A 26,265-nucleotide genomic window follows, 5' to 3' on the forward strand; every position below is an offset into this window, starting at 1 on the left:
GTCCCGAGCGGCCGAGCGCCGAACGCTTCCGGAAAATCCCTAGGTGTTTGCGCCGGATCCGGTCTGGGTAATACCGCGGTGACCCACGCAACACGCAGGTCACCGCGGACTGGCGCCCCCGGCAGGGCGCGCCGAAGATGGGAACGCGGGTGACCTGGAGATCTGCCCTGGTCGACTGGTAGTCGAAGCGGATTTCGCTCTGGGCTGAGCGACGGTGCGGCGTCCAACGCGCGTGGCGATCGTCGGTGACTACTCCAGTTGGACGTTGCATCGCCTCGCCGGTCGCTTGCCGTCCCAACCTCCGCCAGCGGTGGGTGATCGCACGACTCGAACCCCCGAACCTGCGCTAAGGGTTCTGCGTTCGAGTGAGCGTCAAGACTGCCGCGGAACATCAGCGGCACATGTGTGTCGGCACCTGGTGGCGGTCCAGAAAGTCTTGAAGGGCGGCGATACTTTCTTCGCGTACGGCGAGGATAAGGAGCGTGCGTGCTCGGGTGACTGCGACGTAGAGGACACGGAGTTCTTCCTGTTCCGCAGCGGTCGCAACGTTGCCTGTACGCCATCGTGTGATCAGATCGTCGTCGGGCAGTAGCACGCACACGGCATCCGCTTCGTCTCCTTTCGCCTGGTGCACTGTGGTGAGCCGCGCCGTCGGGTGACGTGGTGCCCGTTGGCCGATTGAGGCGATCTTGCTTCGCAGCAGGCCCTTGCCGCCGGCCGGTGCTGCTCCGCTCGGACGCCACCACGCTTTGATGCGGGCGTTCACTTCGCCCGCCCATGTTGAGGAGGGCGTCGGAAGGCCCTTGAGGAAGGCGTAAGCGTGGCGCCGTAGCGCGGCAGGCGAGAGCCCGACGGTACGACAGATCCGCGTGACGCTGCCGGTCTGCTCTGGATACCAGTAGCCCAAGAGGATCTGCTCGGCTTGTTGGCATGCTTGATCGAGTTCGGCGGCTTGGGTTGTACCGGATTGCAGGCATTGATATGCGCGAGCGAGGCGAGTGATCGTGTTGCTGTCGGGCTCGGCGCGGCGATGGGCCGGTGGGAGTTGGGTGTGTTTGCGAGCCAGTACAAGCATCGAGGGACTCGTGATCTCCGACTCGTGGTGGCGGTCGGCCAACTCGACCGCCAGCTCGACGAGGTCCTGTCCTGTGCGGCTGTGTACCGCCTTGCCCGCATTGCCGAACGCGGTGGGAATGAGGTGGACAGCGGGTCCGGTGGTGCGGACCACGCTGGTGTCGGGAGGGCGGTTTCCGGTACGCAGGGTTGTGGCCAGCGCACAGATCGGAGGTGCGCTACGTCGGTTGCCCGTCAGGGTCGCTCGGCTGCCAAGCATGTTCCGCATGTTGAGCAGTCGGGTCGGATCGGCTTGATTCCAGCCGTAGATCGCTTGGTCGGGGTCGGCGACGAGGACCAGGGGGACACCGTGGGTGCGGAGTACCTCGAGGATGGCGAGGTCGGTGATCGAGCAGTCCTGCGCCTCGTCGACGATCACTTCGGTGAAGCGTGAGCGCAGCGGGACCGTAACGCTATGCGGGTCGGCGCGTAGGTAGCGCATCGCGTAGAGACGGGCTTCGTGGCCGGTGAAGTATCCGCGTTCGCGCCATTGGTCTCGATACTGATGCACGGCCTGCTTCCATCGTGTCCATGAGTACGGCGAGTCGGACACGGTTCTTCCCGCGCTGCTGTTCTTTCCGGGTTTGACAACATCTTCTCGGAGTGTGTCGGGATCAAGGGTGAAGGTGAAGGCGGACAGGGCGACGGCACGGGTTCCCAGCTTCACCTCGGCCCTGGCTAGCTGTGCCCACGATTCCAGCAGTTGTGGTGGCTGGGGCAGCTTGAGGAACGGGGATACGAGGAAATGCCAGATGAATCCGTCGAGAGTGCCAATGTAGTGCGGGAACTGGGCTAGTTCCGGGTGTCCCTCGGTGATGCACCGGGCCTTCATCTGGTCGCGGGCGGTGCGGGTGAACGACACCAGCGCTCGTCCACTACGAAGTGCACCTGCCGGACGTTGCAGATGGCGGGAGACGATCACATGCGTCTTGCCGGCGCCGGGACACGCCTGCACGAAGAGGGGTGCGTCGGCGTAGATCGCGTACTGCTGTTCGGCTTGGGCGTGTTCGATGGCGATGCTCACTGGATCGGAGCCTGTTCCTCAGCGGTCGTGATGTACTTGATCGCCTCTTGCAGGTAGCCGGGGATCGTGAAGGGACGCTCAGGTTGCCGAGTAAGGATATCGGCCAGTTCCTGCGCGAAGCGCGGTTTCGAAACCTTTGTGCCCTTCGCGGGCTTGTGCTCGTCATCGGGGTACTTGTCCGGATCGAACAAGCCCCAGAACGCTCGGGATGGATCGTCCGATCCCAGTATCGTGTCCCAGCGGTGTTGGGACTGAGGATGACAGGCGAGGAACGCGTCGCGGAGGACGCTCTCGTTGCTGGCCTGCCACAGTTGCGGTTCGAGTGATTGTTCACCTGCGAAGACACCGAGCCGCTCGCGGCCGTGCCGCTCTGATTCTGCGTCGTAGTTGACGATCCGCTGCGGATCGTCTTCTCCGGCTTCCCGGTCGGAGTCCGTGATCAAGGCGATGCGTTGGGCGATACGAGAACCCCCCACGGGGGTCAACAGTAACTTCAGGTAGGTCGCGAACCCGACGCCCTCGACCAGCAGCATGGTCGTGCCGTGGAAGCGTTCCCGCGCTTGACGGGCCGCGAAAACGTCCGCTGGCCCTGCATCGTCGGCTGAGGCCAGAATGCGCTCGGCGAAAGCTGGTAGCAAGAGAGCTTCTGACAGTCCCTCGACGAGGATCGCCCGCGGCGCATACAGCAGCGCGTTACGGGTCACGTCGAGAAGCCGGTCGAGATGGCGGATCTCTCTGTCCTTTAATCCCAGCGCACCGACGGCAACCGCTTGCCCTTGCCATCGTCGGGTTTCGGGGTCGCGTCGACGAGTCATCACGACGATGTCGCGGACGCTGACCGCTGCCGAGAGCACCGGGGAGTGAGTGGTCACCACCACCTGGAGATGCCCGGCAGGAGCTGTGGGGTCGACCAGCTGGCCACTTTCCTTGCTGGTCGCGAGTCGTCGTGAGTCCTGGGCTCGTCGTCGGAGGTGTCGCAGGAGGAGGGTCTGTAGTTGAGGGTGAAGGTGGGCTTCGGGTTCCTCGACCAGCAGTACCGTCAGGTCGGTGTCCTTCAACGCTCGCAGTTCGGCTAGGACGGTGGCAATATACAGAGCGTTCGCGTAGCCCAAGCCCGAGGAAGTGAGCGGTCCGAGGATGCCCGGTGCGTCGCCCAACATCATTTGGAGGGTGCGAGCGATCGAGGCGAGGCTGGGGTCGGTGATCTGAAATCCGGCTTGCTGCGGATGAGCGCCGGAGGTGAACTCCTTGAGTGGTGTGTTGATCTCTTCCTGCAACCGGGTGATGATGTCGTTGTCGATGATGCCGTTGAGCGCTTTCTGCGCCTGATCGAGAAACGTCGATGTGGCTTCTTGACCGCCGAGTAGCCCACTGAGGATCGTGCGGATCCGTCCGGCGGACGCACCACCCAGGTCGTGGACGGCGTCGCGAAGCGGCTTGAGGTAGACGTGCCGGATTCCGCTGCGCAGGGCTGGATCTGCGCAGGGGATGTCCGCGCCCCGGAACCAGCCGGTGGTACCCCGCCGCCGATCGTCGGTAGACCGCTGGTATTCGAGACCCCAGCGGGCCAGGAACATGTCGGGTGAGTCCGGCTCCGGCACCCGACCCTCGATGTAGGTGCCCGACTGTCCGCTGGCGATGTCGGCGAGGGTGACGTCGAGGCGAGTGGTGAACTCGCCGGCGGTGACCTCGGCATCGGTGGGCCATGGGACTCTGCCGTTGTCCAACGGTTCGGTCAGTACTCGTAAGGCATCGATCACGGTGCTCTTGCCGGCGTTGTTTTCTCCGGCCAGTACTGTGAGGTCCGGTCGGAACGTAACGGTCACTTCGCGGCATGATCGATAGTTGCTCGTGTGAACCTGCGAGATGTGCATGTCCCGCCTTCATTGCAGGTGAGTTGTTTGAGATGTGCATCCGAGTAGCTCGTCCGATCGTTACCCGACTTCGGGTAAGGGCGAGCGCCGATGTCCTGCTAGGGCACCAGTCGAAGCTCCGGGCGATCGGATCGCAGACCCAGAAGCTCCTGGACCCGTTCGACTGGCCAGGCGAGCTCGGAGGCGAGACCGGTGAGGCTTGCCCCGTGCTTTGTCGCCAGTTCGAAGGCTTGTGCCAACAGCACGGGCTTCTCGCCGGGATAGCGTGCGATCGGCTCGTCGACGAACAGGTTCTGGGCTTTCAGCTGGTTGAGGCGTTGGTAGGCGCGACTGGCCGTCGGAGCGGAGAACAAGCCCAGTTCGCGGCAGCGGTAGAGCAATGATTTCACCGACACCCCCCATGCGGTTTGCAGGCGTGCCAACGCGGTGAAGTCCACCCGGTTCGGAAGCTCTGGCCTGATGCTGGCTTGCGGGGTGAGGAACTCCGCGGCGAAGGCGTCGGCTTCCCGCTCGTGCTGCTGATCACCGGGCGCGGTGTCGCCGTGCAGAACCAGGTGGCCCAGCTCGTGCGCCGCGCTGAACCGGTACCAGTAGACGTCATCCGCGCGATCGGGGGTCAACACGACTAACGGTCGAGGGAGTCGGGATGTGGAGAACGCCGCGATCCGTGCCGCTTCGGCGCGCTCGAACGGCAGCATCGCCACCACAATGCCGCGCGACTCCATCAGCCGGACCAGGTGGGCAATCGGCCTCTGCCCAAGCCCCCAGTACGCTCGCAGTTGCTGGGCCGCCCGAACCGGATCGGGTGCGGGGCCGTCTGTCGACATGATCTCGCCGCCCGCGAAACCAGGCAGGTCGACGATGGGGAGTTGGACCCACCGCTCCAGCGCATGGGTCAACTCCCACACCTGAGAGGCGAATGCGACCGCCTTGTCCCGCTGGAACATTCGCGTCGACCGCAGGCTGCGGAAGTGCGTGCCGGAGGCGTCCAGTTGCGCGTTGGGTCGGCCGGCGGCGAAGAACGTCACCGGCACGTCCAGCACCTCGGCAAGGCGCAGGAGCACGTCCGGGCGAGGACGTACCACTCCCGCCTCGTACTGGCCGACGGCGGCCGGGGTGACCCGCAAGTCGTCGGCGACATCCTTTTTGGTGAGCCCCTTGAGCTGCCGGGCCTGGGTCAGCCGGGCAGGGTCGAATGCACTCGCGACGTCGGCCGGAGTCGGTGGCGATGACCTGCCCGGCTGGAGCAGGAAGAGCTGTGGCTGATCAGTTTTGGTCATTGTCCCGGGTGTGGGCCTCGTCGGTGCGGCGCTCGGTCAGGGGGGGCACGTCCAGCTTCCTGTCGCCGGAGGGGCGCGGTCCGAGGGGCAGTCCGGGTTCCTCGGCGGCGTCGAACCGCGGCACGTCGCTGCCCTGGCCAGCCGTGTTCAACCCGTCGCTATCCTTCGCGATACCGGGCAGTCCTGCGGGGACCAGCGGCAGCGGTGTGTGCTCACCCCAGAGCAATTCACCACCACCGACATGCTTGGCCCGGCCCCACTCGATGTTCATGACGCCAGCCTCCAGGTTGCAGGCATAGGCGATCACGATCAGCTCCGTGCCGTCCCCGAGTTGAGGGAACACCTCGTAGTCCTCGGGCAGGTCGTAGTCGGCCCACGACTCGTCCAGGTACGGGTGCGGTCGTTCCACCTCGGTCGCGTGCGCGCCGAACAGCCGCTGCCGCTGCCCGGACACCGGCACGGGAAGACGGGCGTTCTTCACAGGAACGCCGGACCGGTCCGCGTACCTCAGCGGGAACAACACCCTGTCCGCCACAACGGGAAGCTCGTAGCCGCCGAACTTCGCCACCTTTGCCCCGTCGATCGACATTACCGCCGCTACTAGTTCCTCGTGCTGGCACTCCCACAGCGTGGTTCCGTACACCCGGAGTTTTGTCGACCGCGCGGCATCATGACCGGCCCGTGCTCGCGTGTGCGCGACCGCAAGCGCGGCTGGGATACGCTCACGCAGCACTTCGACGTGCTCGCCGAAGGCGTCGGCCTCCCAATCGGACCCCCGTACAGATCTCATGTCGCCGCTCCAGTCCTTGAATTGTGTCGACGCTTCAGTTCGCGGCGACTTCATGCATGTCAGACTTTAGTTGATCGCTCAGAACTTTCACAGTCTGTAACGGTGGCGTGTCACGGTTGCTCCCCCGCTTGTGCGGCAGGGGACAAGTCGACCTGGCACCTTCGTTGCGGCAGGCTGCCGGCCGATAAATTGCCGTCACTCGAACGGGTGTGGTGGCGACGTTCTGTGATGATGTACCTCTGGTGCAGACCATAGGGGCGCCGCGCGACCCTGCTCATCTACCCGTTCGCGGGGGAGAACCGAAATCTTCCCGCCGCAACAGTCGGCTAGGGACAGCATCTGATTCGTCAAGAGCTGATCCGATTTGGCGAGCGACGTCCGCCAGATCGGGATGCTGCTTCGTGGAGAGAGTTCTCAGGGAGGCCCCATCGGCAGGATCGTCGATACGCATGTCAGTTGCCGTGTATACGAGGTCGCCGGGCTCGGCGCTCTTCCAGTCGCGGTCCATTACCTCGGAGCGTTCAAAGGTGGCGGCGTAGATGGCGCCAAGCTTGGAAGACCGCAGAATGCGCTTATCGTTTCGTAGGACGACGACGCGTGCTTGAGCTGCTGCCGGAGCAACGGCAAACGCTTCCTTCACGGTGGCAATGATGGTCGACGCGATAGCCGCCTTGTAAAATGTGGCCTTCTCTTCCGGAGTGCGAGGGCGGAGCACCTTCGACTGCGGATCGCGGACGTACCCGTTGGCGATCGAGGGCCCAGGGTATGTGACGACCAACGTCACATAGCGCGTGCCGTCCTCAGTGCCGGCGTCGATGCACGTTGAGGCAGATGCGTTGTCGGCGAAGGCTTCGTCGACAGCCTGGATCACTGTGTGTGGGTCGTGAGCGTTGAGAAGGGCCCACTCGCGGTCTGCGTGCTCCTGTAGCTCAGCCGCCTCCAGACGAGCTTGGGCAGTGACTCTCCAGAGGCCTTGCCACCGCGTGCGAGCAGGTTGGACAACCCGTCGCGCTGCCGGTGGGAACTGTTCCCGGTGGAGGTGCAGCAACGCTTGCTCGGCCTGCTGGGTCTTGGTGAACTGCCGCTTGGCTCGTCGCTCGCCGCTCTTGTCCACAGCAGACGACAACATCACCAGCAACGAAACCGCGCCAAGTGCCGCGTCCGTCGTGCTTGCCCCGCCCGTGCTATGGCGACCGCGTCCACGGGCGCCGGCCGTGCTTGCGGTGAATGGACCGAATCCTGAGCTGATGGTAGAACGGCCAGCGCCGACATGAACCCGCGCAGCCCGAGGTCCCACACTGGTACGCACACCCCGGCCGGACGCACGTACCGATACTCCCGGTGCGATTCTGACTCTGGCAGATATTCCCATCAGCGGCATCCTTGTCAACAACCGGCTAAGTTCCTGGATGGTACCGGTGATTCGGCCGAGTGGAGTCAAGGTTACGAAGCCGACTGAACCGTTCTGCGTCGCGGCGCGTCTAAGAATGAGAAGGTGAGATGACGTGGGCATGCCGCAGTCGCAGACATGGTCAGGCGGCAGTTCCGTCAGGCGTATTGGCACATGATCTCAGCCAGCACGCCGCCGCTTGATGCGGCTAGCCGATTCACGAGATGCCAGCCATCACTGTCCGGTCTGTAGTGACGCGGCGAGTTGGCCGACCGGTATATAACCGCGACCCCGCCGTCCAGCACCGGGCGGAAGCGCCATCAACGGCGAGGCAGTCGTAGATGAACTACGCCGTTGATCTTCACTCCTGGAGGAGCTCAGTGCTGTTGTGGTCGTTCGTTCCGAGTGGCCTCCCGGCTCGTGCCGTTGGCACGGATGTGGCTCGGCGGAACACCGTACCGAGCGCGAAATGCCTTATTGAATGCGGGGATGGAGAGAAAGCCGCTCATGGTCGCGATCTCGTGAATGGTTTCGTGGTTGCGCTGGTCGATCAGGAGCCTGTGTGCGTGGTCGAGGCGGGTGTCGCGGATGAGCTTGCCGGGTGTGGTGCCCGCAGCGTTCAGTGCGCGTTCGAGAGTGCGTTTTGAGCAGCCGAGATGATGGGCGACCGCGTCCGGGGTGAGCCAATGGTGGCCTGCGTTGTTGGTGATGTAGGTGTGTGCATCGGCGGCGAGACGGTGTATGCGGGTGTCGTGTTTCTCGTGGAGGGTTTCGGCGAGGAGGTCGGTCAGGCGGGTGGTGATGGCGAGGAATTCGGTGCTGGTGACCGATTCTCGATGGGCGGCCAGTGTCGAGGTCAGGGCGGAGACGGCGGCGAGGGCGGTACGGCCTTGGTGGCCGGCGATCGGTGCCGTCCGCTCCAGGGTGTGGTTGATTTCGTCGTGGGGGAAGGTGAGCATCCGGATGCGGGCGTGGTTGGTGTGGGTCAGCATGAGCGGCCTGGCCATCGAGATGACCCCCAGTTGCCCTGGCGCGAGGGCGATCTGGGTGTCGGTTTGCTCGAGCAGGGCGGTGCCGGTGACCGGGATGATGAGGGATACGCGGTTGCCGAAGTCGCCGTCGCGGAGGTGGCGTGGTGTGCGTCGGTAGCGCGCGGTGTGGGAGGTGAATTCGACGAGCTTGACATCCGCGGCGTGGGCGGTCGTGCTGGCTCCGATGAAGTCGTGGCTGGCTCGGGAGAAGTTGCAGGATAATGCGCCGTGGTGTCCGGTGACGTAGTCCGTCCAGCTGTCGAGTCGGTCGGCTTTCGGGTGCTCGGTGGTATTGAGTTGGTCGAGGTGGTAAGTCGGATCGCTCATTCGAGCCCCCCTTCATGATGACGCAAATCGAGCATTCGTGACGCATATCGAGCAGCCTGTCGGCTTGCGTACACAGAGCATATTGCATCAAGGGCCCATCGGCAGGGGGTGAAGGTCGCTACGATGGCTGGCCGTTGTCTCCAAGTCGCCTCTGCAACAATGCATGTCGTCTGATTAGCGGCAGGTCGAGATCAATCCGAGTCTGGCGTTCGAGGAAATTGCATTCACGCTGAATTCAATGTCAGCTGACTTGCCCTCGTGTGTGAGTCGTTTCATCGTTCTGTTGAATGCAGAGGTATGCACTCCACAGTGAACGAGTCGCTGATTCTTCCCAACCGTCAGGGCGGTTGGGCACGACCTGTTTCCGACGTATCGGTGTCAAGCGAAGGACGTAGCTCGCTCGATGTTTGCTGGAGGACTGTGTTGATGGCGCGGCGAGGTTGCCTGTCGCGAATTGATCATCGGCCCCGATCGTGCGAGGGCGACGGCTGTTCCGTCCCGTTACCGGCGTGTCGTCTCGGCGTGTCGAGGATTGTTTTGTGGTCTGGGGGACCGGAATACGGTTGTGGGGTGGCGATGAGTAGTTGGATGTTGTAGGGCTGGCCTTGTTCGGCGATGACGAGGTGCAGCGAGGTGACTTCATCGGTGTTGGGGTCTCGGATGTGGAGGAGATCGGTGACGGGGCGGCCGTAGATGATCTCGACATTGGGTGTCCAGAAACGTTGGAAGTCTTTGTTGGGGGCGAGGCGGCGCATGATGTCGCGGACCTGGATCGAGTCGCGGTAGCGGGCGAGAACGGGTTTGGTGGTGGCGATGGCGCGTGCGGTTTCGGCCTCCCACTCGACGAGGACCTCCCGGGCCGCGGGGGTGAACAGCCAGGTAGGGATGCAATCGGTGGCCTCGATCCCGGGCAGGGCCGCGCGGAAGCCGTCGTTGCAGGCCAGGATGTTCCACAGCGGGTCGACGTAGGCGGCGAGGATGCAGCGGTCGGTGAGACTGTCCAGTTGAGCCATCAGGGCCGTGTCACCGGCGACGAGTTGCCGCAATTTGTCGGGCGGATCCAGATCGACCGCAGGTACCCGCAGCTCACGCAGATAACGTGCCTGGTGAGGGTCGCAACGGTAGCCGGCGATGAGCTGCTCGAGCACCTCCAGTGAGGGCATGACGCGACCGTTTTCGATGTCGGCGAGGTAGGTCGTGCTCACGCCGTGGCGCAGGTAGGCGGTGGCACGGGATATGCCGAGCGCGGTGCGGATCTGCAGACATGCGGTGCCGAGTGTCGGGATGTGCGGGCGCTCGTGGACGGTCGGGCGGGGTCGGCGTGCGGGGTTCCGGGACATGGCCGGAAGTCCCCCCTTTCTGAGGTCTTCCATCGAAGGGTGGGGCACAGATATGCTGAAAAGTTCCCCCGAGCAGATGTTTCGGTTCTACCAGAGCGGGTATGGACCGGCAAGGCATGTCGCGAATCAACCACTCGGGAAGATTGCTGAGCCTCTGCTTGCGCTGGCGAATGAGTCGCTGCTGGTGGTGAATGTGGCGGGAACCCGGTTTTACTCTGGCAGTGGTAAATCGGTTGAAACGCGCTGGTCAGCGGCCCGAGGCGGTTGACCACTGGAGTGTTTACAACAATCCTGGTCAGTCGAAACCCTAGCGCAGCGGGACTTTTCGCGGTTTGGATGGGAATGCAAGCCCACACCGACCGATGAAAGGAGAACCTGACGATGGATCCTCTGGTGATTCTCGACTACATCAACCTCGGCCTATCGCTGCTGAACAACGGACTCGCCGTAGCGGGTCACGTACTGACGCTGGTCGCACCGTTCCTGTGACACACATCCAGTGAGCTAGCGCCTCCCAGAACACCATTCGCGACTGGGAGGCGCCCACCAATCTCCGCGCGACGCCGCGCATTCCATTCTTCTGAATTCCCATTCCTCGTTGTGACGAAGGGTGTATTTGTCATGCCCAAATCTGGGTACATTCACAGCCGCCCGTCATGCGGCGGCCACCGCATGAGGCGTCTGTTGCTGGCCGGCGCGGCGCCGGCGGTGATCGTGGCCGCTGCCACCGACGCCGCAGCACTGACCGACGGCGGCGCGTCCGTCGCCGACCAGCCGGGCGTCACCGCCCCGTCCCAACCGGGCACCAGCACCCCGCCCGCACCACCACCGCCACCGCCTCCGCCCCCCGAGCCCGGGCCTGTGCCGGAGCCGCCGGTGTATTACGTGCAACCGCCGGAGATTCGCAATGAAGCGCCCTCGCGTCCGATGCCGCCGCCGGAGGCGCCGGTGGAACCGGTGCGGATCGAGCAGCTGCATCTGCCAGAGCCGGTGCCGCCGGTCGCGCCGATCGAAGCCCCCGAGCACACCATCAGGATCGGGCAGTGGCAGGCCCCGCGCCCGGACTGGGTACCGCCGCATGTCGCCGACACCATCAACAACGTCGCCGCCGGCGCCGAGGCGCAGGTCGCGACCGCGCTGGACTCGGTCGGCATACCCGCGGGCCGCTCCGACCGTGTCAGCGGCGCAACCCTCGCTGGTGCCGGGATCGGCGGGGCAGCGGGCGCGGTCGTGGCTGGCGGCCCCGTCGCGGCGATTGGTGCGGCTGTCGGTGGAGCGATCGGCGGCACGATCGGCGGCATCGCCGGCGCGGCCCTGGGCACGGTGGTCCCGGTCCCGGTGATCGGCACCGTCACCTCCGGCGTCGCGGGCACCGCGATCGGCACGGCCGCCGGCGCCGCCGCGGGCGCAGCGGTCGTCGGGATCCCAGCGGCGGTGGTAGGCGCGGTCGTGGCCGGGACTGTTGGTGCTGGGTTCGGCGCCGGCGTCGGGGTGGGGCAGCCATGAAGCCGGCCTCTCTCGCCGCCGCTGCTCTGGTGACAGCTGTTGGTGCGCTCACGCTCATTGCGAGCCCGACGCCGGCGGTGCCGATCGGATCGCCGTGCCCGGCGCTCGCGGTGCTCGGGATTCAGGGCACCGGGCAATCCTCTCCGGCGGCGGATCCGCTGGCCGACACCGGTCTCGTCGGCGCACTCATCGGGCCGGTCGTTGCGGCGGTGCCGCACCTGGTGCAGCGCGCCTACATCAGCTACCCGGCCGGTTTCGGCGGCGCGGTCCCCGGCGGCGGCGCCGATCCCTACGCGGCCTCGGTGGCCGAAGCGCGCCGCGGACTGGACGCCGCGGTCACCGACCTCACCACGCGCTGCCCCGGCACCATGATCGCTGGCGTCGGCTATTCCCAAGGCGCCCAAGCGCTGTCGAGCTTCGCGCACGACGTCGGTACCGGTGCCGGGCCGGTGGGCGCGGACCGTGTCGCGGCGATCGTGCTGTACTCCAACCCCGACCGCGCCCCCGGCGAACCCACCTTTCCGGGGCGTCCGGGGCAAACGGTGCCGGACCCGGTGCCCGGCACGAACGGCACCTCGGTCGCCGGTGTGGCGCTGCCGCAGCCACCGGCGGCCGGTGGCGGGATCGCCGGCGGCGATTCCGGCTACGGGGCGTTGGTAGGGCGGGTCGCCGATATCTGCGTCGACGGCGACCTGGCCTGCTCGGCCCCCGACCATGCCGCCCTGCTGCGCGTCGGCGCGCAACTCGCTGCCCAAGCCAACCTGCGCGACCCGCTCGCCGCGCTGACATCCATGCAGTCTCTATTCAGTGCCGCGCTCGGTGACGCATGGACAACCGTGCTGCTCAACGACTTCCACATCGGGCCCGGCACCGTCGACTACCGGCCCCAGCAGAGCCTCGCCGCCCGATTGATCGCCGCCGCCGACCCCCGCACACCAGCACCGACACCCGACCAAGCGGCGGCTGCGGCCGCCCGCTGGAACGAGATCACCGCCACCGCCCTGGCAAACCCGCTCGTGGTGCTGCCGACATTGGCCGGCCAGTTGAGCGCGGCGTGGGGCCAGCTGCTGGCCGACAACGCCGACCTGGTCAACGCCGGGGTGTGGGTCCGCTACGGCGACACCGTCGCCCGCCACAACGGCTACGCCGCCACCGGCCACCTCGGCCCCGCCATCGCCTGGCTCATCGCCGCCGCCCACGACATCGCAGGAAGCCCACGATGACCCGACAACTTCCCACCATCATCACCACCACCCACGACCCCTTCTACGCCAGCCCCACCGTGGGTTTCGACACCGCACCAGGCGAGATCCTGCGCCGACGCACCGTGGCCACTCGGCAGCTGCGAGGTGCCGCCCGTGCCTGGCAACTGCTCTACGCCTCGCGCACCGATTTCGGGTCACCGATCGCCGCGTCAGGCATCGTGCTCACTCCCGACACCGGCAACGACCCCTCCACTGCGCTGCCTGTGGTGGTGTTCGTGGCGATGTTCCACGGTCTCGGCGGCACCTGCGCGCCCTCGCAGCTGCTCGCCGGCGCCGGACCAGAACCGGAGGCCAGCCTCATCGGGTCCCTGCTCAAACAAGGGTGGGTCGTCGCGGTGCCCGACGGTCACGGCCTCGGGGTCACCGGGATCGGGCCGGCCCGTTTCCTGGCCGGCAAGGCCGCCGCCCACGCCGTCCTGGATCTCGCACGCGCGGTCGCCGGGCTACCGGAACTGGGTGCACGCGAGCCCGCGGTGACGGTCTGGGGATACGCCGACGGCGGTCGCGCGGCCGTGTGGGCGGCCGAGCAGCAGCCCAGCTACGCGCCCGAGGTGGACCTGCGCGGGGTCGTCGCGGGCGCGGTGGCCGCCGACCCGGCCAGCCTGATCCCGCTCACCGACGGCGGAGCGTGGGCGGGACTGGCGGTGGCCGGGCTCATCGGGCTGGCGCGCGCCTACGCCCACCTACCGGTCGCGCACACCCTCACCGAATCCGGCTACCAGATGGCCGAAAGAGCCGCCGGTATGGACGTGGCCCAGTTGCTGGTGGCCTTCCGTCATCAACCGTTGGGGCGATGGTGCGAGCGCCCTGATCCGTGGCACGACCCGATGTGGCGGCACCTGCTTGGCGCCGAAATCACCGGACGCGGAACGCCGCAGGTGCCGGTGCACCTCTACCACGGCGCCACCGACGCCCTCATCCCCATCGGGCCGGCGTTCGCCGTCCACGAAAGCTACCGCGACCGCGGCGTGGAGGTGAGCTGGGACGAGTATCTCACCGGCCACGCCGCCACCATCGCCGCCGGCGCCGACGACGCCATCGACCGCCTCGCCACACTGCTGCCGCATCCCCGCACGACTCGCCGCCACCTCGGATAACCCGGCGCGGTCAGTGCGCCCACGGTGTCGGCGCCCGAGACCCCTTCGCCGGGGCGAGATCGAGTCCGCTGACGTACCCGACAGCTTGTCCGCGAACTCTCCTCGGCACTCGCCCCGCGAAGGGCCCAACCCACGACACACCCCAGACAGAGGAGGTGACAACACCGATGAACAACACCGACCACACCAGCAGCGACGACAGCTGGCTCTGGCTCGACAACCCCGAAACCCACTCGCCGCAACCTGGCACCGGGCCCACCCGCCTCCCGCCACGCGAATCCGCAGTGGCATCCGGCAGCAGCGCCGTGGAAGGACCGTGGCCAGGCACCTCACTCACCCGCAACCACCGTGTCATCGGACAAACGCGCAGACGAGTCGTCCTGGGCTTGGGCCTGGCGGCGGCGGTGAGCGCCGCGCTGATCGGCGCCGGCATCGCCGACATCGCTGGGGACACCACCACCGAGGTCGCCGCACCGACCCTGACCGCAGCCCGACCGCCGGACACGTCGCGGGCGCCGGCGGCGTGCATGGGATTATCCGGAACCACGATCACCAGCGATGCCGGCGACGACGCTAGCCTGACCGGGGTGATCGCCGCCTTCGAGCACGCCTACTACGTGCGCCGCGACCCAGCCGCCGCCATGGGCGTCCTGGCTCCCGACACCGGGATCACCGCCGAAGCCCTCGCCGCGGGAATCGCCTCCATCCCCACCGGCACCACCCATTGCGTGGCGATCACCCCGATCGCCGACACCGCCGCCGAAATCCACCTCGTCCAGCTCCACCCGGACCGCTCCCGGGTCGACTACCTCCAACTCGTCAACGTCTCACCCCGCGCCGACCACCCACACGAGGTGTGGATCACCAACATCCAGAAACGGTGACCACCCGTGACCCACCGACCCAACAACCGCCCGACCCGGACGATCGAACAACGACGATGGTGCCCGCCGTAGGCACCGACCTCACACCACGTTCCCACCCGCCTCGCTTCTTTCGCCCACTGTGGCAACGGCATAGGTATCACGATTCACCCTGAGCGCTTCACACTCCGCCCATGTCGGCGTGCTGGTCACGGGTACTGGCCACGCCCGCCGAACCCTAATCGCCGGGGACATTCCAGTGCCGCACCGAGTTTCACCGTCGCGGCGAACGCCCTTCATATACCGGAGGCGACAATGTCCACCACCACAACAACGACAGTTTCCACGGCCGAGCTCGCCACGACCGACGCCGCGCTCCGCCGCGACTTCACCCGGTTCCACAACCTGCGCACTATCGCGCCACACGCGGACACCCCCGCACAAGCCCGCACACTCTTAGCCCAGGCCGCCAAATTGGCCGACCGCTGGACCAACGGCCCCGACCCCGACGCCCGCGCCTTGTGGCACGAGCTCGAATCCGCCGTCGCAGTATGGAATGCCCGACCGGAAACTACAGCGAGAGCCTTCCGGCGACTATCCCAGGCCCACAACGCCGGAGACATCCCGATCGAGGACCGGACGTGGCAGACCCTCAACCAGGCCGCCGAACTCACCGGTCACCTCACCACCACAATCGCCGGCTCGAACCAAGACAGCGCCCGCTGGACCCCGACACAACCCGCAGCCAAGCCCAGCAATTGCGGCGGCAGCTTGCTGGACCGAGCCCTCGGTGGCCATGCAGCCGAGCCTGTCGGCTTGGACGAGGTCGCCGCGGTGATCGCCGAAACCGATCGCCTCCTCGCCATCGAAGAACTGTGCGGCGATCGCGATACCGGCGCCGACGACCACACCTACCTGCTTCCGCCACCGCTGCACCCCACACCGACGACTGCCACCGGCGACGCCGAATCCCGCCGAACCAATGCGCTGATCACGCTGCAAAACCTGACCGCCGAACACACGCGCCTGGCGGGGGAGTGGGACGGTCCACTCGAGGAGGTCGACACCCTCGTCGCGCGCTTGGAGTCGCTGCTGTGCGCAATTCGCGACGCTCGCCGTGCCGCTGCGACGGCCGGAGTTCCCGTCGCCGATATCGAGGCCACGTACCGGGCCGGCAGTGGTGGCCAGTACTGGCATCCGCCAGTGCCTCCGAAACGCCCTGATTCCGGACGAGATTCCGACGGCGGCCTCGACGAGATCACCCCGGCTCACCTCGAAACCCCGCATCACACGAACGCGGCAGGAGACGAGGGTGCGTGCAGCGGCCCTGCCTTCACACGCGCCGACGACTGGACGGATGATCGCTTCCCGGTCCTCGGCGGCCGAGATGAGCATCGAGTCGATGTGGAGGCCGCTCGATCATGACGCTCTCTCTGGATCATTACATCCGTCCCGCCGCCCTGCACCACCGTCAGATCGGTGACTATCGGCTCACCTCGCTCCCCGACGGTGCCGCCTACCTTGATCCCCGCACGTGGTATCCCGCCTCCACCGACGAAACATGGTCCGAGCACGCCCATCTCGTCAACGGCGACGGCTGGCTCGTCGCGAGCATCGGCGCTCTGCTGATCGAACACGGCAACCGGTGCGTACTTATCGACGCCGGATTCGGCCCGATGGCAACCCCGACACCACCGTTCGGGTTGATGCGCGGCGGCCAGCTCCTGCACAGCCTCACCCAAGCAGGCAAGACACCTGCCGATATCGACGCCATCGCCCTGACTCACCTCCACCTGGACCACATAGGCTGGCTCTGGCACCCATCCACACCGTTCGCCGACACACCCATCCTGATCGGCGACACCGAATGGAAGCACCGCGACGAAGCGGCCACCGACGGCGTCGCCCCCGACACGCTCGCCGCCTTCAGCGGACGTGTCCGCACGATCGAACCCGGGACCGCCGTCTTGCCGGGCGTTCACGCCACCGCGACACCTGGGCACAGCTTCGGCCACCTCGCCTACACCCTCACCACCGACACGAGGCGGCTCGTGTGCTTCGGCGACGCCCTGCAATCCCCGATCCAGATCCGCCACCCCGACCTCACCGCCGCCATCGACGACGACCCCACCACCGCGCGCACCACCGCCCACGCCCTCGTCGACGACCTCACCACCCCCATCACCGAAGGCTTCGGAATGCACTTCGCCGACGCCCAATTCGGACGCGTCACCACCGCAACCGACGGCACCCGAACCTGGCAACCCACCACGTGAACAGCCCCACCACAAGGTCCAAAGCCCGTCATCCATCAACCACACAACTCTCCATCGATCTACGAAGTCAGGAAACACCCATGACCCTCATCACCAGCCTCCACGCATCCGCCGGCACCGACCTGATCGACCGAGTCGAGAGAATCGGTGAGCTGATCACTAGTTCCCAGCCGGAAGCGCTGCGGCTGCGCCGCGCCACCGACACCGTCGTCGAGGCCCTCGAATCCAACGGGCTGACCCGAATGAGCTGGCCGCGCGCAGGCGGTGGAGCGCACCTGAGCATGCTCGAACAACACCAGGTACTCACCGCTCTGGCCCGTTACGACGGCTCCACCGCCTGGATCACCGCGATCTGGACCGCCACACCCCACATGATCAGGCTATTCGGCCCCGACGTGTTCGACGAATTCCTCGACAGCGACAACACACTCGCCGCCGGGGTCTTCTCCGTCACCGGCACCGCCACCAAAGTCCCTGGCGGCTACACCGTCAGCGGCGCCTGGCCGTTCTGCTCCGGACAACACCACTCCGGCTGGGTTGTCGTGCCCGCCCACTCCGACCACGACGACCAGCCCCTGGCACTGCTGGTGCCCCGCAGCGCGTTCGACATCGCCGGACCCTGGGACATGACCGGCCTCGTCGGCACCGGATCCCATCCACTACGCCTCGAAAACGCCTTCGTCCCCGACCGCCACGCGATCGGCTTCCAGAACGTCCTCGACGCCACCAGCCGCGACACCCGCACCAATGATGACCCGTACTACGGTCAACCCCTCGTCCCGATCATCTGCGCGCTCTCGGCCGGCCCCGCCATCGGCATCGCCACCGCCGCCTACCACTACTTCAGCAACCGCATCCACCACCGGGGGATCTCCTACTCTCCGCATCAGATACAGGCCCAGGCGCCCATCACTCCGTTCCAGATCGCCGAAATCCAAGCTTTGATCGACACCGCCGACCACTTCGGCACACGTCTCGCCCGCACCGTCGACCACCACACCGCCACCGGCGAGCCTTGGACAATCGCCGAACGAGTGCGCGCCCGTTTCGACGCCGCCCGAGCGGTCCGCCTCTGCCGACAAGCCTGCGACATCATCGACACCGCCGCCGGCGCCACCGCCCACAACGAACACAACCCCCTCACCATCCTGTTACGGGACATGCAAGCCCTCTCGGTTCATGGCTTCCTTAGTCACGACAGCGCCGCCGAGCAGTATGGCCGCGTCCAGGCCGGACTTGAACCCACCTACCCCATCTACTAACCCGGTCGTGGCCGAGCTAGCTGCAGTGGCGCCGCCGGTGAAGTTGGAGGCGGTCGCACTGAACGCGTCAACTGCCGAGCAGGGAACCGCCGTGGCGATGCGGCAGGTCGCGTGGACGCGGTGCTGGCTGCCTGGGGATTTGGCCCTGGGGTGGTGACGATGACCGGGCTAGACGAGGAAGCGCCACCTAGAAGCGACTGGCATGGTGCGGGCAATGAATCGGGTAGTGGCACCGTCACATTCGCGGAGTGGTTGGTCGCGGCGTCCGCGACCTCTCATGGCACGGCCTCCGATCACGAATCGGTGGACGGGCATGAGATTCCGGTTCGTGATGACGCGCTTCGCGGTGCGTTGACAGCGGTGGTCGTGTTGGTCGTCTTCATCGCGACCTTCGTCGGGGCGATTCGGCTTGGCGGGGAGGATCGTGTCGGGTTCGCGGATCGGACGCAGCCGGTATCGATCGCTCCGCCGGGCGGAGACAGGGAGCCTGCTGTGGGTGGTGGGGCGGTGCTGGTGACCGGCACAGCGGCAATCTGCGGCGAAGAGACGGTATCCGCAGTTGCTGCGCTCGACGAACGTGGACGGATCCGGTCGGGGGAGCGAGCGATCGCGGCGTTCGTGGCGGCGTACTATCACGCCCGCAGCGGCGTCCTGGCCCAGCGAATGGTGGCGCCGGAGGCGATGGTGGCAGACGCGGCTTTGCTTCAGGCGCAGATCGATTCCGTGCCGCCTGGAACGGCCTATTGCGCGTGGATCGAAGCGGTTTCGCCGGGTTGGCATCACCTCGAGCTGGTCGAGTACCGCCCCAATCAGCCCACGCTCGTGCGGCGGCAGCGGATCGCCACGACCGCGACCGAAGGCCAAGTGTTGATCACCGCGATCATCGACCGCGACGGGCCACGTCGATGAGGGAAATACCCTTCCGCCCAATGGATTCAACCGCCAATCGCGTGTGGTTGTGATGTTGGTAGCGGTCGTGGGTGTTGGGCGGGGCGTCGGTGTGACGACTACGACTGTCGCGTTGGCGGCGGCGTGGCTGCGAGACGAGGATGTAGTGGTGATCGAGGCCGATCCGGCTGGAGGCCGACTCGCCGGGCTCGGTGGCGACGACCGGCGTGGCCTGGGCAGCCTGAGCGAGGAGGTCGCCCGGAACGGCGTGCCGGCGGGCCTGAGTGAGCACCTCCAGACGATTCCGGCGGGCGTGGTGGTGTTGGCGGCGCCCCATGATGCCATCGACGCGCAGGCTGCGCTGACAGCGCGGGTTCCGCAGTTGTCGCCTGCGCTGCGTGACCGTCTGCGAGAAGACACTAGCCAGGCGGTGTTCCTCGCCAACTGTGGTCGGGCCGAGGCGAATTCGGTGGCAGGTCCGATCATGACCGGCGCCGACGCGACTGTGCTGGTGCTGGGTCACCCGTGCGGCGACGAGGACGTTCGGGCTGTACGCGAGATCCGCCGGCGGTGTTCGAACCTCGCCGGTGTGGTGCTGATCGGTGCCAGCCGTCGGCGGCTCCAGTCCGTGGCCGGTGTGCCGGTACTCGGGATGCTCCCGCGCGACGACCATGCCGCAATCGCGCTGCTGGAAACTCCCGGCACCGAAGCCGTTCGGCTGATCATCGCCGCGCGCCCTGTCGCAACGGCCGTACGCGAATACCTGCACCGCCGATCACATAGGCCGGTCCGCGGCGAAGGCTGGCAACGCGGGCGACGATCGCTCCTTGCCGTACTGCGGCACCGCCACGACGCCCCGACGGTCTACGGGGTGCACGAGCCGCCATACGCAGTGCCGGCGGCGCCTGCTGGGCCACGCGACAGGCCTATACCTGATCGCACATCTGGTCCGACGCGTGCTTTCATGCGTAATTCGATCACGGATGCGAGCACTGCGGTCAGTGCCGCCATCGACGCGGAACACGCTGTCGCCCAGCCGGTTGCTGATCATCCCGGCGATGAGGCCGCTCCGGCATCGCCGGCGGTCGCGCGGGAATCCGCCATGCATGAGCCGTTAGTGGCGATCGAGCTGTTCGGGCCGCTGCGCGTACGCTGGGGCCCAGGAATCGGCTCGCCAAAACCGGCTGGGGACATCACCGCCTCGCTGCAGCCGCGGAGCCGGGAAGTGCTGGCGCTGCTTGCCACCCATCCCGACGGCATGAGTCGCGACGAACTGATCGCCGCGCTGTGGCACGACCGCAGTCCCCGTCGCCCCGCCAATGCGCTCAGCATGTCGCTGCATCGCCTGCGCGAGACGATCACCGCGGCCACCGGAGGCCGCGTCGGGGACATCCTCGCTGAGGATGCTCTGCGCTACCGGCTTGACCCCGCGCGAGTCAGCGTCGACTACTGGGAATTCACCGATGCCGTGCGTCGCCGCCGCGTCAGCGACTCGGACTCCGATCGTGCGGCCGCCGCGCGCCGGGTGCTCGACCTCACCTGGCGCGGCCTCCTCGCCGCGGACGTGGCCGGCGAGTGGGTCTTGCCGCTGCGCGAGGCCGTGCGCCGCGATGCCGCGATCGCCCTGGGCTCGCTGGCGGGCACGCTCGTCGACCATCATCCCCGCGAAACGCTCGACCTGCTCGAAAAGGCGATCGAGGCCGATCCCTACAACGAACAGATCTACCAAGACATTCTGCGGCTCCATGCGCGAATGGGTGAAACCAGCGCCATCGACGCGACAGTGGAACTCCTGACACGGCGCCTCGCCGAAATCGGAGAACACCCCAGCCGCGAGACCCGCGAACTCGCACACCGACTCAAGCACCGCCCCGAGATAGAAAAGACGATCGCAGAGGAGAAGGAAAGCGGTGCCCAGCCCGATCCCGGAGGTGGAAGTGAAATCTGAACACCCTCGTGCTCCGCCTCGAAATAGAAGGCGACGACCGCACTCCGCGTAAGTAGGCCGAGTAATTCCGTCGCCGTGGATATGTTGCGGTGATTCCGCTATAGTGGCACACGGCGTTGCGCTTCGAAATTGATAATTTCGCTGTCTTTCACAGTGTCGAATTTGCCGCCATTCAAATCTCTGAAATGTGGTGGCGATTCGCGGGATCCGATCTCTTGCGATTTATCTAATCGGTCCCCGAATGCTGACTCTCGATCGGGTTGGTGGACGGTGACTCTTCGGTGGGGCGTTCGGTGGGGTCTTCGGTGGCGTGGTCGGTGGAGCCATTAAGACGCCCCACGTGTGTCGACGATAAGCCCAGTTCACGGGCCATTTTCTGGCGTAACCGTCTCCCAGGCTCCCCGTACGGGGACAAAGAAACACATGGTCGGCGGGGGTGGCGCGGCCCCGACACCGCCGCCACTCGGCAGGCGTCGCTGACCCCGCTGATACCTCAACCGGTCACCCCTGCGGCCATCGTCTTGCCCAGCTTCATTGCTATTCAATTCCGTCCTCATGCAATTGCTGATCGAATGCAGCGCCGGCTCCCGGTTTATTCTTGCCTCGTCCCGTTGCTTGCGCGAGTACACCCTGACCTGCGGAAATTCGCCGGAATTCATGGCTGAATTCGGTTGAGACGTGTGGCGAGTCGAGATAGCGTCGACGTATTCCCGGGGAAATCAACGAATCCGAATTCGATTAGGGCGACCGGCGACCCGTGTGCGACGATGCGCCGTCGGTGGTGTCCCGAAATCGAATCAATCGCCAGTATGAGGAGACGAAACAACATGACCACCCCCGCCGCCCCGACCCCCGCCACCACCACCCGGCTGCGCAATGGCGAATTGCGCCGCATGGTCGCCCAGGTGCTCGCCGACAATCCCGCAACCGAATACGGACCGCGCGAAATCGCCCACTTGCTGGGCCGTTCATCCGGCGCGGTCGGCAACGCCCTGGAAGCGTTGACCACCGCCGGACACGCCGAACGCACCAACGACAAACCGCGCCGCTACCGCGCCACCGCCACCGCCCCCACCGCAGCTGCCGGAGCACCCACACCCACCCCGGCCCCCGCGCGGCCCGCCAGCAGCCCCCGCAAGCGGCCCGCCGCCCCGACCCCACCCCGACCCGCCAGCGCGCCCACCCCGGCCGCCACCGGGCCGGTGACGCGCCCGAACGGGCAGCTCTACCATCCGCGCACGCTGGCGGGCCGCGCCGATGTGGACGTGTTGCGCACCATGCGCGACAACGAGGTCCCCGTGCTCCTGTACGGGCCGCCCGGCACCGGAAAGACCTCGCTGATCGAGGGCGCGTTCGGTGACCTGCTGACCGTGCAGGGCGACGGCGACACCACGGTCGCCGATTTCGTGGGCGAATACACCCAAGCCCCGGACGGCACTTTCGTTTTCGTGCACGGGCCACTGGTCCGCGCGATGCGCGAGGGCCGGGTGCTGTTCGTCGATGACGCCACCCTGATCCCGCCGACCGTGCTCTCGTGCGTCTACCCCGCGATGGACGGCCGCCGCGAGATCGTCATCAAAGCCAACGGCGGCGAGGTCGTGAAAGCCGCGCCAGGGTTTTTCGTCGTCGCCGGACACAACCCCGGCGTGCACGGGGCGATCCTGTCCGATGCGCTCGCGTCGCGGTTCGCGTTCCAGGTGCGCGTCGGCAGCGACTACGACCTGGCAACGTCGCTGGGGGTGAACCCGAAAGCGGTTCGCGTGGCGCGGAATCTGGCCACCCGCCAAACCCGGGGCGAGATCGGGTGGGCACCCCAACTGCGGGAGTTGTTGGCGTTCCAGAAAATCGCCGACGCCACCGACCCGCACACCGCCGCCGCCAACCTCATCGGCACCGCCCCCGAGGACGACCGCGCCATCGTCGCCGACGTCGTCAAAACCGTGTTCGGCACCACTCTCGAGCCTCTCGCCCTCGGCACCCGCCGCTAACCCCCCGCACACCCGAAAGGACCACCCGCCATGACCAGCCCCGTGATCGCCGACCCCGCTACCGTCCCGGCCGCGCCGCCCACTACGACCAGCCACGTGATCGCCGACCCCGCCGCCACACCGGCCGCACCGCCCGCTACGACGGCCTGGGAAACGCTGTCGGCCGCCCTCACCGAGGAGGCCCCGCCGATCGCCGACCGTGACGACCTGGTCGTCACCATCGCCCCCGGCGCGGCCCACGGCCACCCCGCCGTGTTCATGCCGCACAGCGCCGCCATCGAAATCGACGGCACCCGCCTCGGTATCGACCCCGCCACCGCGCGCCCGGACCGTCACAGCGACCGCGCCCGCTACGCGGCCACCTGGGGCGCGTTCACCCACGAATGCGCCCACGCCCAGCACTCCCGCTGGGAACCACCGGCACTGGCGCACCCGGGCGTGGTGGAGGCCGCCATGCTGTTGGAAGAATCACGGATCGAGGCCGCCCACATCCGCCGCCGCCCCGACGACCGGCACTGGCTGCGCGCCAGCGCGACCGAGATCGTGATCGGCGACAACGGCGGCGCGGATGCCATCGCCGCGCTCCCGGCCACCGGCTACGCCGCCGCCCAATCCGCCGCACTCATCCTGGGCCGGGTCGATGGCGGGATCCTCGAACCCGCCGAATGCGCGCCCGCCGCCGCCGCGATCGAAACCATCCTCGGCACCGACAAACTCGCCGCACTGCGCGCGATCTGGCAGCACGCGCACACCGTCGCCGACGACGACGGCGCGACCATGCTCGAACTCGGGCAGCGCTGGCTCGACATCATCGGCCCCGACCCACACGCCGACCCCGACCCCGCCTCGCCGCTGTCGGCCGCGATCGGGAAGACCATCGGCAACGTCGCCAAAGCCGTTGCCGCTGCCCCGGTCCCGGTCGACCCGGCCGAGGCCGCCGCTACTGCCGCCGCCACCGAACGCCGCCGCGCCGCGATCGCTGAACGCACCGCCCGCAAAGTGTTCGGCGACCCCTCCGGCGACCGCACCGCCACGGCCACCACCCGCCGCACCCGCGCCCCGCACGACGGGGAGCGGGCCGCCGCGCGGGTGCTGGCCCGGGCGTTGTCGGCGGCCAGCCAGCGCGAACGCGCAGTCGTCAAAACCGGGTCGGTGCTGCCGCCCGGGCGGGTGCGGATGCGGGGCGCGCTCACCCGCCAGGCCCAACGTGCCGCTGGTGCCATCCCGACCGCTGAGATGTTCACCCGCACGGAACGCAAAACGGTCCCGACCCCGCCGCTGCGGGTCGGGATCGCTTGCGACATCTCGGGATCGATGACCGACTACGCCGAACCCGTCGCGTCGGCCGCGTGGATCATCGCCCAGGCCGCCGCCCTGGCCACCATGCCCGCCGACACCGCCACCGTCACCTTCGGCCACAAAGTTGCCCCCGTCACCTACCCCGGCACCGCGCCCACCCAGGTGACCGAATTCTCCTCCAATGACATGTGGGAGGCCATCGACCAGGCCATCGACGCCCTCGACGGCGCGCTCGGCCTGTCCCGCCCGGAAACCACGCGCCTTCTCGTCATCATCTCCGACGGCCAATTCCGCACCGACCCCCGCCGCATCGCCCAAAAACGCCTCGACCGCCTGCGCGCCAGCGGCTGCGCCGTGCTGTGGCTGGCCCCCAACCTCCGCTACAGCGAACCGCTGACCGGTGCCACCGTCCAGGAAATCGCCGACCCCGCCGCCACCGTCCGCGCCATCGCGCGCGCCGTCACCACTGCCGTGCGCACGGCATAACCGACCAGCCCCGGGGCGGGCCGCACCCGGCCCGCCTCCGGGCGGAAGCAACCCGCCCGCAATCGAACCCGCGACGAAGGAGACCCACATTGCGCACGCCCGGCTCACGTGACCGCATCCGCACCACCCCCACAGCAGCGGTTACGCCCGGTCCGCAGCCACCCACCGAATCCGACAGCGAGACCTTGATCGGCTCGACCACCCGGCCGATCTGGTTCCACGGCATACAGCTACCGACCGGAACCTTGGTCCGCATTGTCCGATTCCGCCGCGACGGCACCGCCGAGATCATGCGAACCGACGTGTTCGGCCAATCCAAGCGTGTCGCAACTGATGCCCTCGAATGCCCATAGCGCACCAACCGAACGGCTGATTTCGCCCCGCCCCGCCGCAACTCTCAACAACGCCTCGACAGCCTGCGCGCCAGCGGCTGCGCCACTACCACCGCCCGCACCGCATAACGACCAGCCCCGGTGGCGGGCTGTACCGGCCCACCACCGGGGACGACAGCAAACCCGAAGGAGAACACAATGCGCACGCCCCGCCCTGGTGACCGCATCCTCATCACCGGCATCATGGCCGACGACCCCGCCCCCCTGCCGATCGGTGCCACCGGCACCGTTACCGGCACCGGCCCTGGCCAAATCTACGTCGACTGGGACAACGGCCGGAGCCTGATCCTGCTCAACACCGACCCCTACCGGATCATCCCGACGACGCAGGCGGACGACAACGCCCACCGCGCCACTGTGCCCGCGCACGCGTTACGCGGTGGCCAACGCCTCGACACCGGCAAATACGTCCACACGGTATCGGCCAGCGTCGGCGGCCTCGTGGACATCACCTTCAGCGACGGCACCGCATGGTGCTCGGTCCCTGAGGACCACCCGATCACCCTGTGGCACGGAGGGCCCAGCAGACGGGCCTACCCGTTCGCCGCCCTGCCCGCCGACGAACACCTGCGCCACTGCCCCAAGCAGCAGCATTAGACCACGAACGAGCTGCCCCAGCGTTGCCGCTGCATGCGGTAGCCAGCGCTACCTGGTTGCCCCGGGCGTGAATTCGCGTCGGGGCAACGGGTTCAGTTCGCAAAGTGTTACCGCGTGTCCGCGTGACCTCGACCGGCCCGATCTCAACGTCCCCGCACACGCGGGCACCAATGAGTCGGCTACACCCTGGACTGCCTATTCGGCCATTCGAGAGCCTGCTGGCGGGTCC

General features: G+C 67.1%; 19 protein-coding genes. 12 read left to right on the top strand and 7 right to left on the bottom strand.

Annotation, left to right across the window (positions count from 1 at the left end; genetic code table 11):
• Positions 1 to 391: 391 nt before the first annotated feature.
• The 7 genes from FEK34_RS26470 to FEK34_RS26500 all read right to left on the bottom strand — a co-directional run bounded on the left by FEK34_RS26470 (position 392) and on the right by FEK34_RS26500 (position 10,169).
• On the bottom strand, positions 392 to 2,137 hold the full coding sequence (locus FEK34_RS26470; protein WP_138452136.1) for a UvrD-helicase domain-containing protein: 1,746 nt from the start codon (positions 2,135 to 2,137) through the stop codon (positions 392 to 394).
• The gene (locus tag FEK34_RS26475) at positions 2,134 to 4,011 is read right to left on the bottom strand and encodes an ATP-dependent nuclease (RefSeq protein WP_138452138.1); all 1,878 of its coding nucleotides are present in this window, start codon (positions 4,009 to 4,011) and stop codon (positions 2,134 to 2,136) included. Before FEK34_RS26475 ends, FEK34_RS26470 begins: the two co-directional genes overlap by 4 nt.
• Positions 4,012 to 4,109: 98 nt before the next feature.
• On the bottom strand, positions 4,110 to 5,291 hold the full coding sequence (locus tag FEK34_RS26480) for a helix-turn-helix domain-containing protein (RefSeq protein WP_138452140.1): 1,182 nt from the start codon (positions 5,289 to 5,291) through the stop codon (positions 4,110 to 4,112).
• Positions 5,278 to 6,135: a hypothetical protein gene (locus FEK34_RS26485; RefSeq protein ID WP_138452142.1), complete on the bottom strand. Its 858-nt coding sequence runs from the start codon at positions 6,133 to 6,135 to the stop codon at positions 5,278 to 5,280. The genes FEK34_RS26480 and FEK34_RS26485 overlap by 14 nt, the downstream gene beginning before the upstream one ends.
• A 220-nt stretch (positions 6,136 to 6,355) precedes the next feature.
• The gene (locus tag FEK34_RS26490; protein WP_138452144.1) at positions 6,356 to 6,952 is read right to left on the bottom strand and encodes a hypothetical protein; all 597 of its coding nucleotides are present in this window, start codon (positions 6,950 to 6,952) and stop codon (positions 6,356 to 6,358) included.
• An 896-nt stretch (positions 6,953 to 7,848) separates the two neighbouring features.
• Positions 7,849 to 8,829, bottom strand: a complete 981-nt coding sequence (locus FEK34_RS26495; RefSeq protein WP_138452146.1) for a helix-turn-helix transcriptional regulator — start codon at positions 8,827 to 8,829, stop codon at positions 7,849 to 7,851.
• Positions 8,830 to 9,287: 458 nt separating this feature from the next.
• Positions 9,288 to 10,169, bottom strand: a complete 882-nt coding sequence (locus FEK34_RS26500) for a helix-turn-helix domain-containing protein (protein ID WP_171048412.1) — start codon at positions 10,167 to 10,169, stop codon at positions 9,288 to 9,290.
• A 672-nt stretch (positions 10,170 to 10,841) separates the two neighbouring features.
• Between FEK34_RS26500 and FEK34_RS26505 the strand changes: the two genes are divergently transcribed.
• The 12 genes from FEK34_RS26505 to FEK34_RS26560 all read left to right on the top strand — a co-directional run bounded on the left by FEK34_RS26505 (position 10,842) and on the right by FEK34_RS26560 (position 26,036).
• Positions 10,842 to 11,675 carry a hypothetical protein gene (locus FEK34_RS26505; protein ID WP_138452149.1) on the top strand — a complete coding sequence of 278 codons (834 nt, stop codon included), beginning with the start codon at positions 10,842 to 10,844 and terminating at the stop codon, positions 11,673 to 11,675.
• Positions 11,672 to 12,898, top strand: a complete 1,227-nt coding sequence (locus tag FEK34_RS26510) for a cutinase family protein (protein WP_138452151.1) — start codon at positions 11,672 to 11,674, stop codon at positions 12,896 to 12,898. The genes FEK34_RS26505 and FEK34_RS26510 overlap by 4 nt, the downstream gene beginning before the upstream one ends.
• Positions 12,895 to 14,037 (top strand): lipase family protein, encoded by a 1,143-nt coding sequence (locus FEK34_RS26515; protein WP_138452153.1) that lies wholly within the window; start codon positions 12,895 to 12,897, stop codon positions 14,035 to 14,037. The genes FEK34_RS26510 and FEK34_RS26515 overlap by 4 nt, the downstream gene beginning before the upstream one ends.
• A 167-nt stretch (positions 14,038 to 14,204) precedes the next feature.
• A complete protein-coding gene (locus FEK34_RS26520; protein WP_138452155.1) occupies positions 14,205 to 14,921 on the top strand; it encodes a hypothetical protein in 717 nt (238 codons plus the stop codon).
• Between the two features lie 294 nt (positions 14,922 to 15,215).
• Positions 15,216 to 16,325: a hypothetical protein gene (locus FEK34_RS26525; protein WP_138452157.1), complete on the top strand. Its 1,110-nt coding sequence runs from the start codon at positions 15,216 to 15,218 to the stop codon at positions 16,323 to 16,325.
• Positions 16,322 to 17,176 (top strand): MBL fold metallo-hydrolase, encoded by an 855-nt coding sequence (locus FEK34_RS26530; RefSeq protein WP_138452159.1) that lies wholly within the window; start codon positions 16,322 to 16,324, stop codon positions 17,174 to 17,176. The genes FEK34_RS26525 and FEK34_RS26530 overlap by 4 nt, the downstream gene beginning before the upstream one ends.
• 80 nt (positions 17,177 to 17,256) lie before the next feature.
• A complete protein-coding gene (locus FEK34_RS26535; RefSeq protein ID WP_138452161.1) occupies positions 17,257 to 18,438 on the top strand; it encodes an acyl-CoA dehydrogenase family protein in 1,182 nt (393 codons plus the stop codon).
• A gap of 111 nt (positions 18,439 to 18,549) precedes the next feature.
• A complete protein-coding gene (locus FEK34_RS26540) occupies positions 18,550 to 19,347 on the top strand; it encodes a hypothetical protein (protein WP_138452163.1) in 798 nt (265 codons plus the stop codon).
• 148 nt (positions 19,348 to 19,495) lie between these two features.
• A complete protein-coding gene (locus FEK34_RS26545) occupies positions 19,496 to 21,274 on the top strand; it encodes an AfsR/SARP family transcriptional regulator (protein ID WP_171048413.1) in 1,779 nt (592 codons plus the stop codon).
• Positions 21,275 to 22,101: 827 nt separating this feature from the next.
• Complete coding sequence (locus FEK34_RS31215; RefSeq protein ID WP_138452166.1) at positions 22,102 to 23,262, top strand: AAA family ATPase; 1,161 nt, start codon at positions 22,102 to 22,104, stop codon at positions 23,260 to 23,262.
• A gap of 30 nt (positions 23,263 to 23,292) precedes the next feature.
• Positions 23,293 to 25,047: a vWA domain-containing protein gene (locus FEK34_RS26555; RefSeq protein ID WP_138452168.1), complete on the top strand. Its 1,755-nt coding sequence runs from the start codon at positions 23,293 to 23,295 to the stop codon at positions 25,045 to 25,047.
• Between the two features lie 530 nt (positions 25,048 to 25,577).
• Positions 25,578 to 26,036, top strand: coding sequence for a DUF4314 domain-containing protein (locus FEK34_RS26560; protein WP_138452170.1), 459 nt, complete (start codon positions 25,578 to 25,580; stop codon positions 26,034 to 26,036).
• Positions 26,037 to 26,265: the final 229 nt, after the last annotated feature.

Source organism: Nocardia cyriacigeorgica (assembly GCF_005863245.1).
In the GTDB taxonomy this organism is placed as follows: domain Bacteria; phylum Actinomycetota; class Actinomycetes; order Mycobacteriales; family Mycobacteriaceae; genus Nocardia; species Nocardia cyriacigeorgica_C.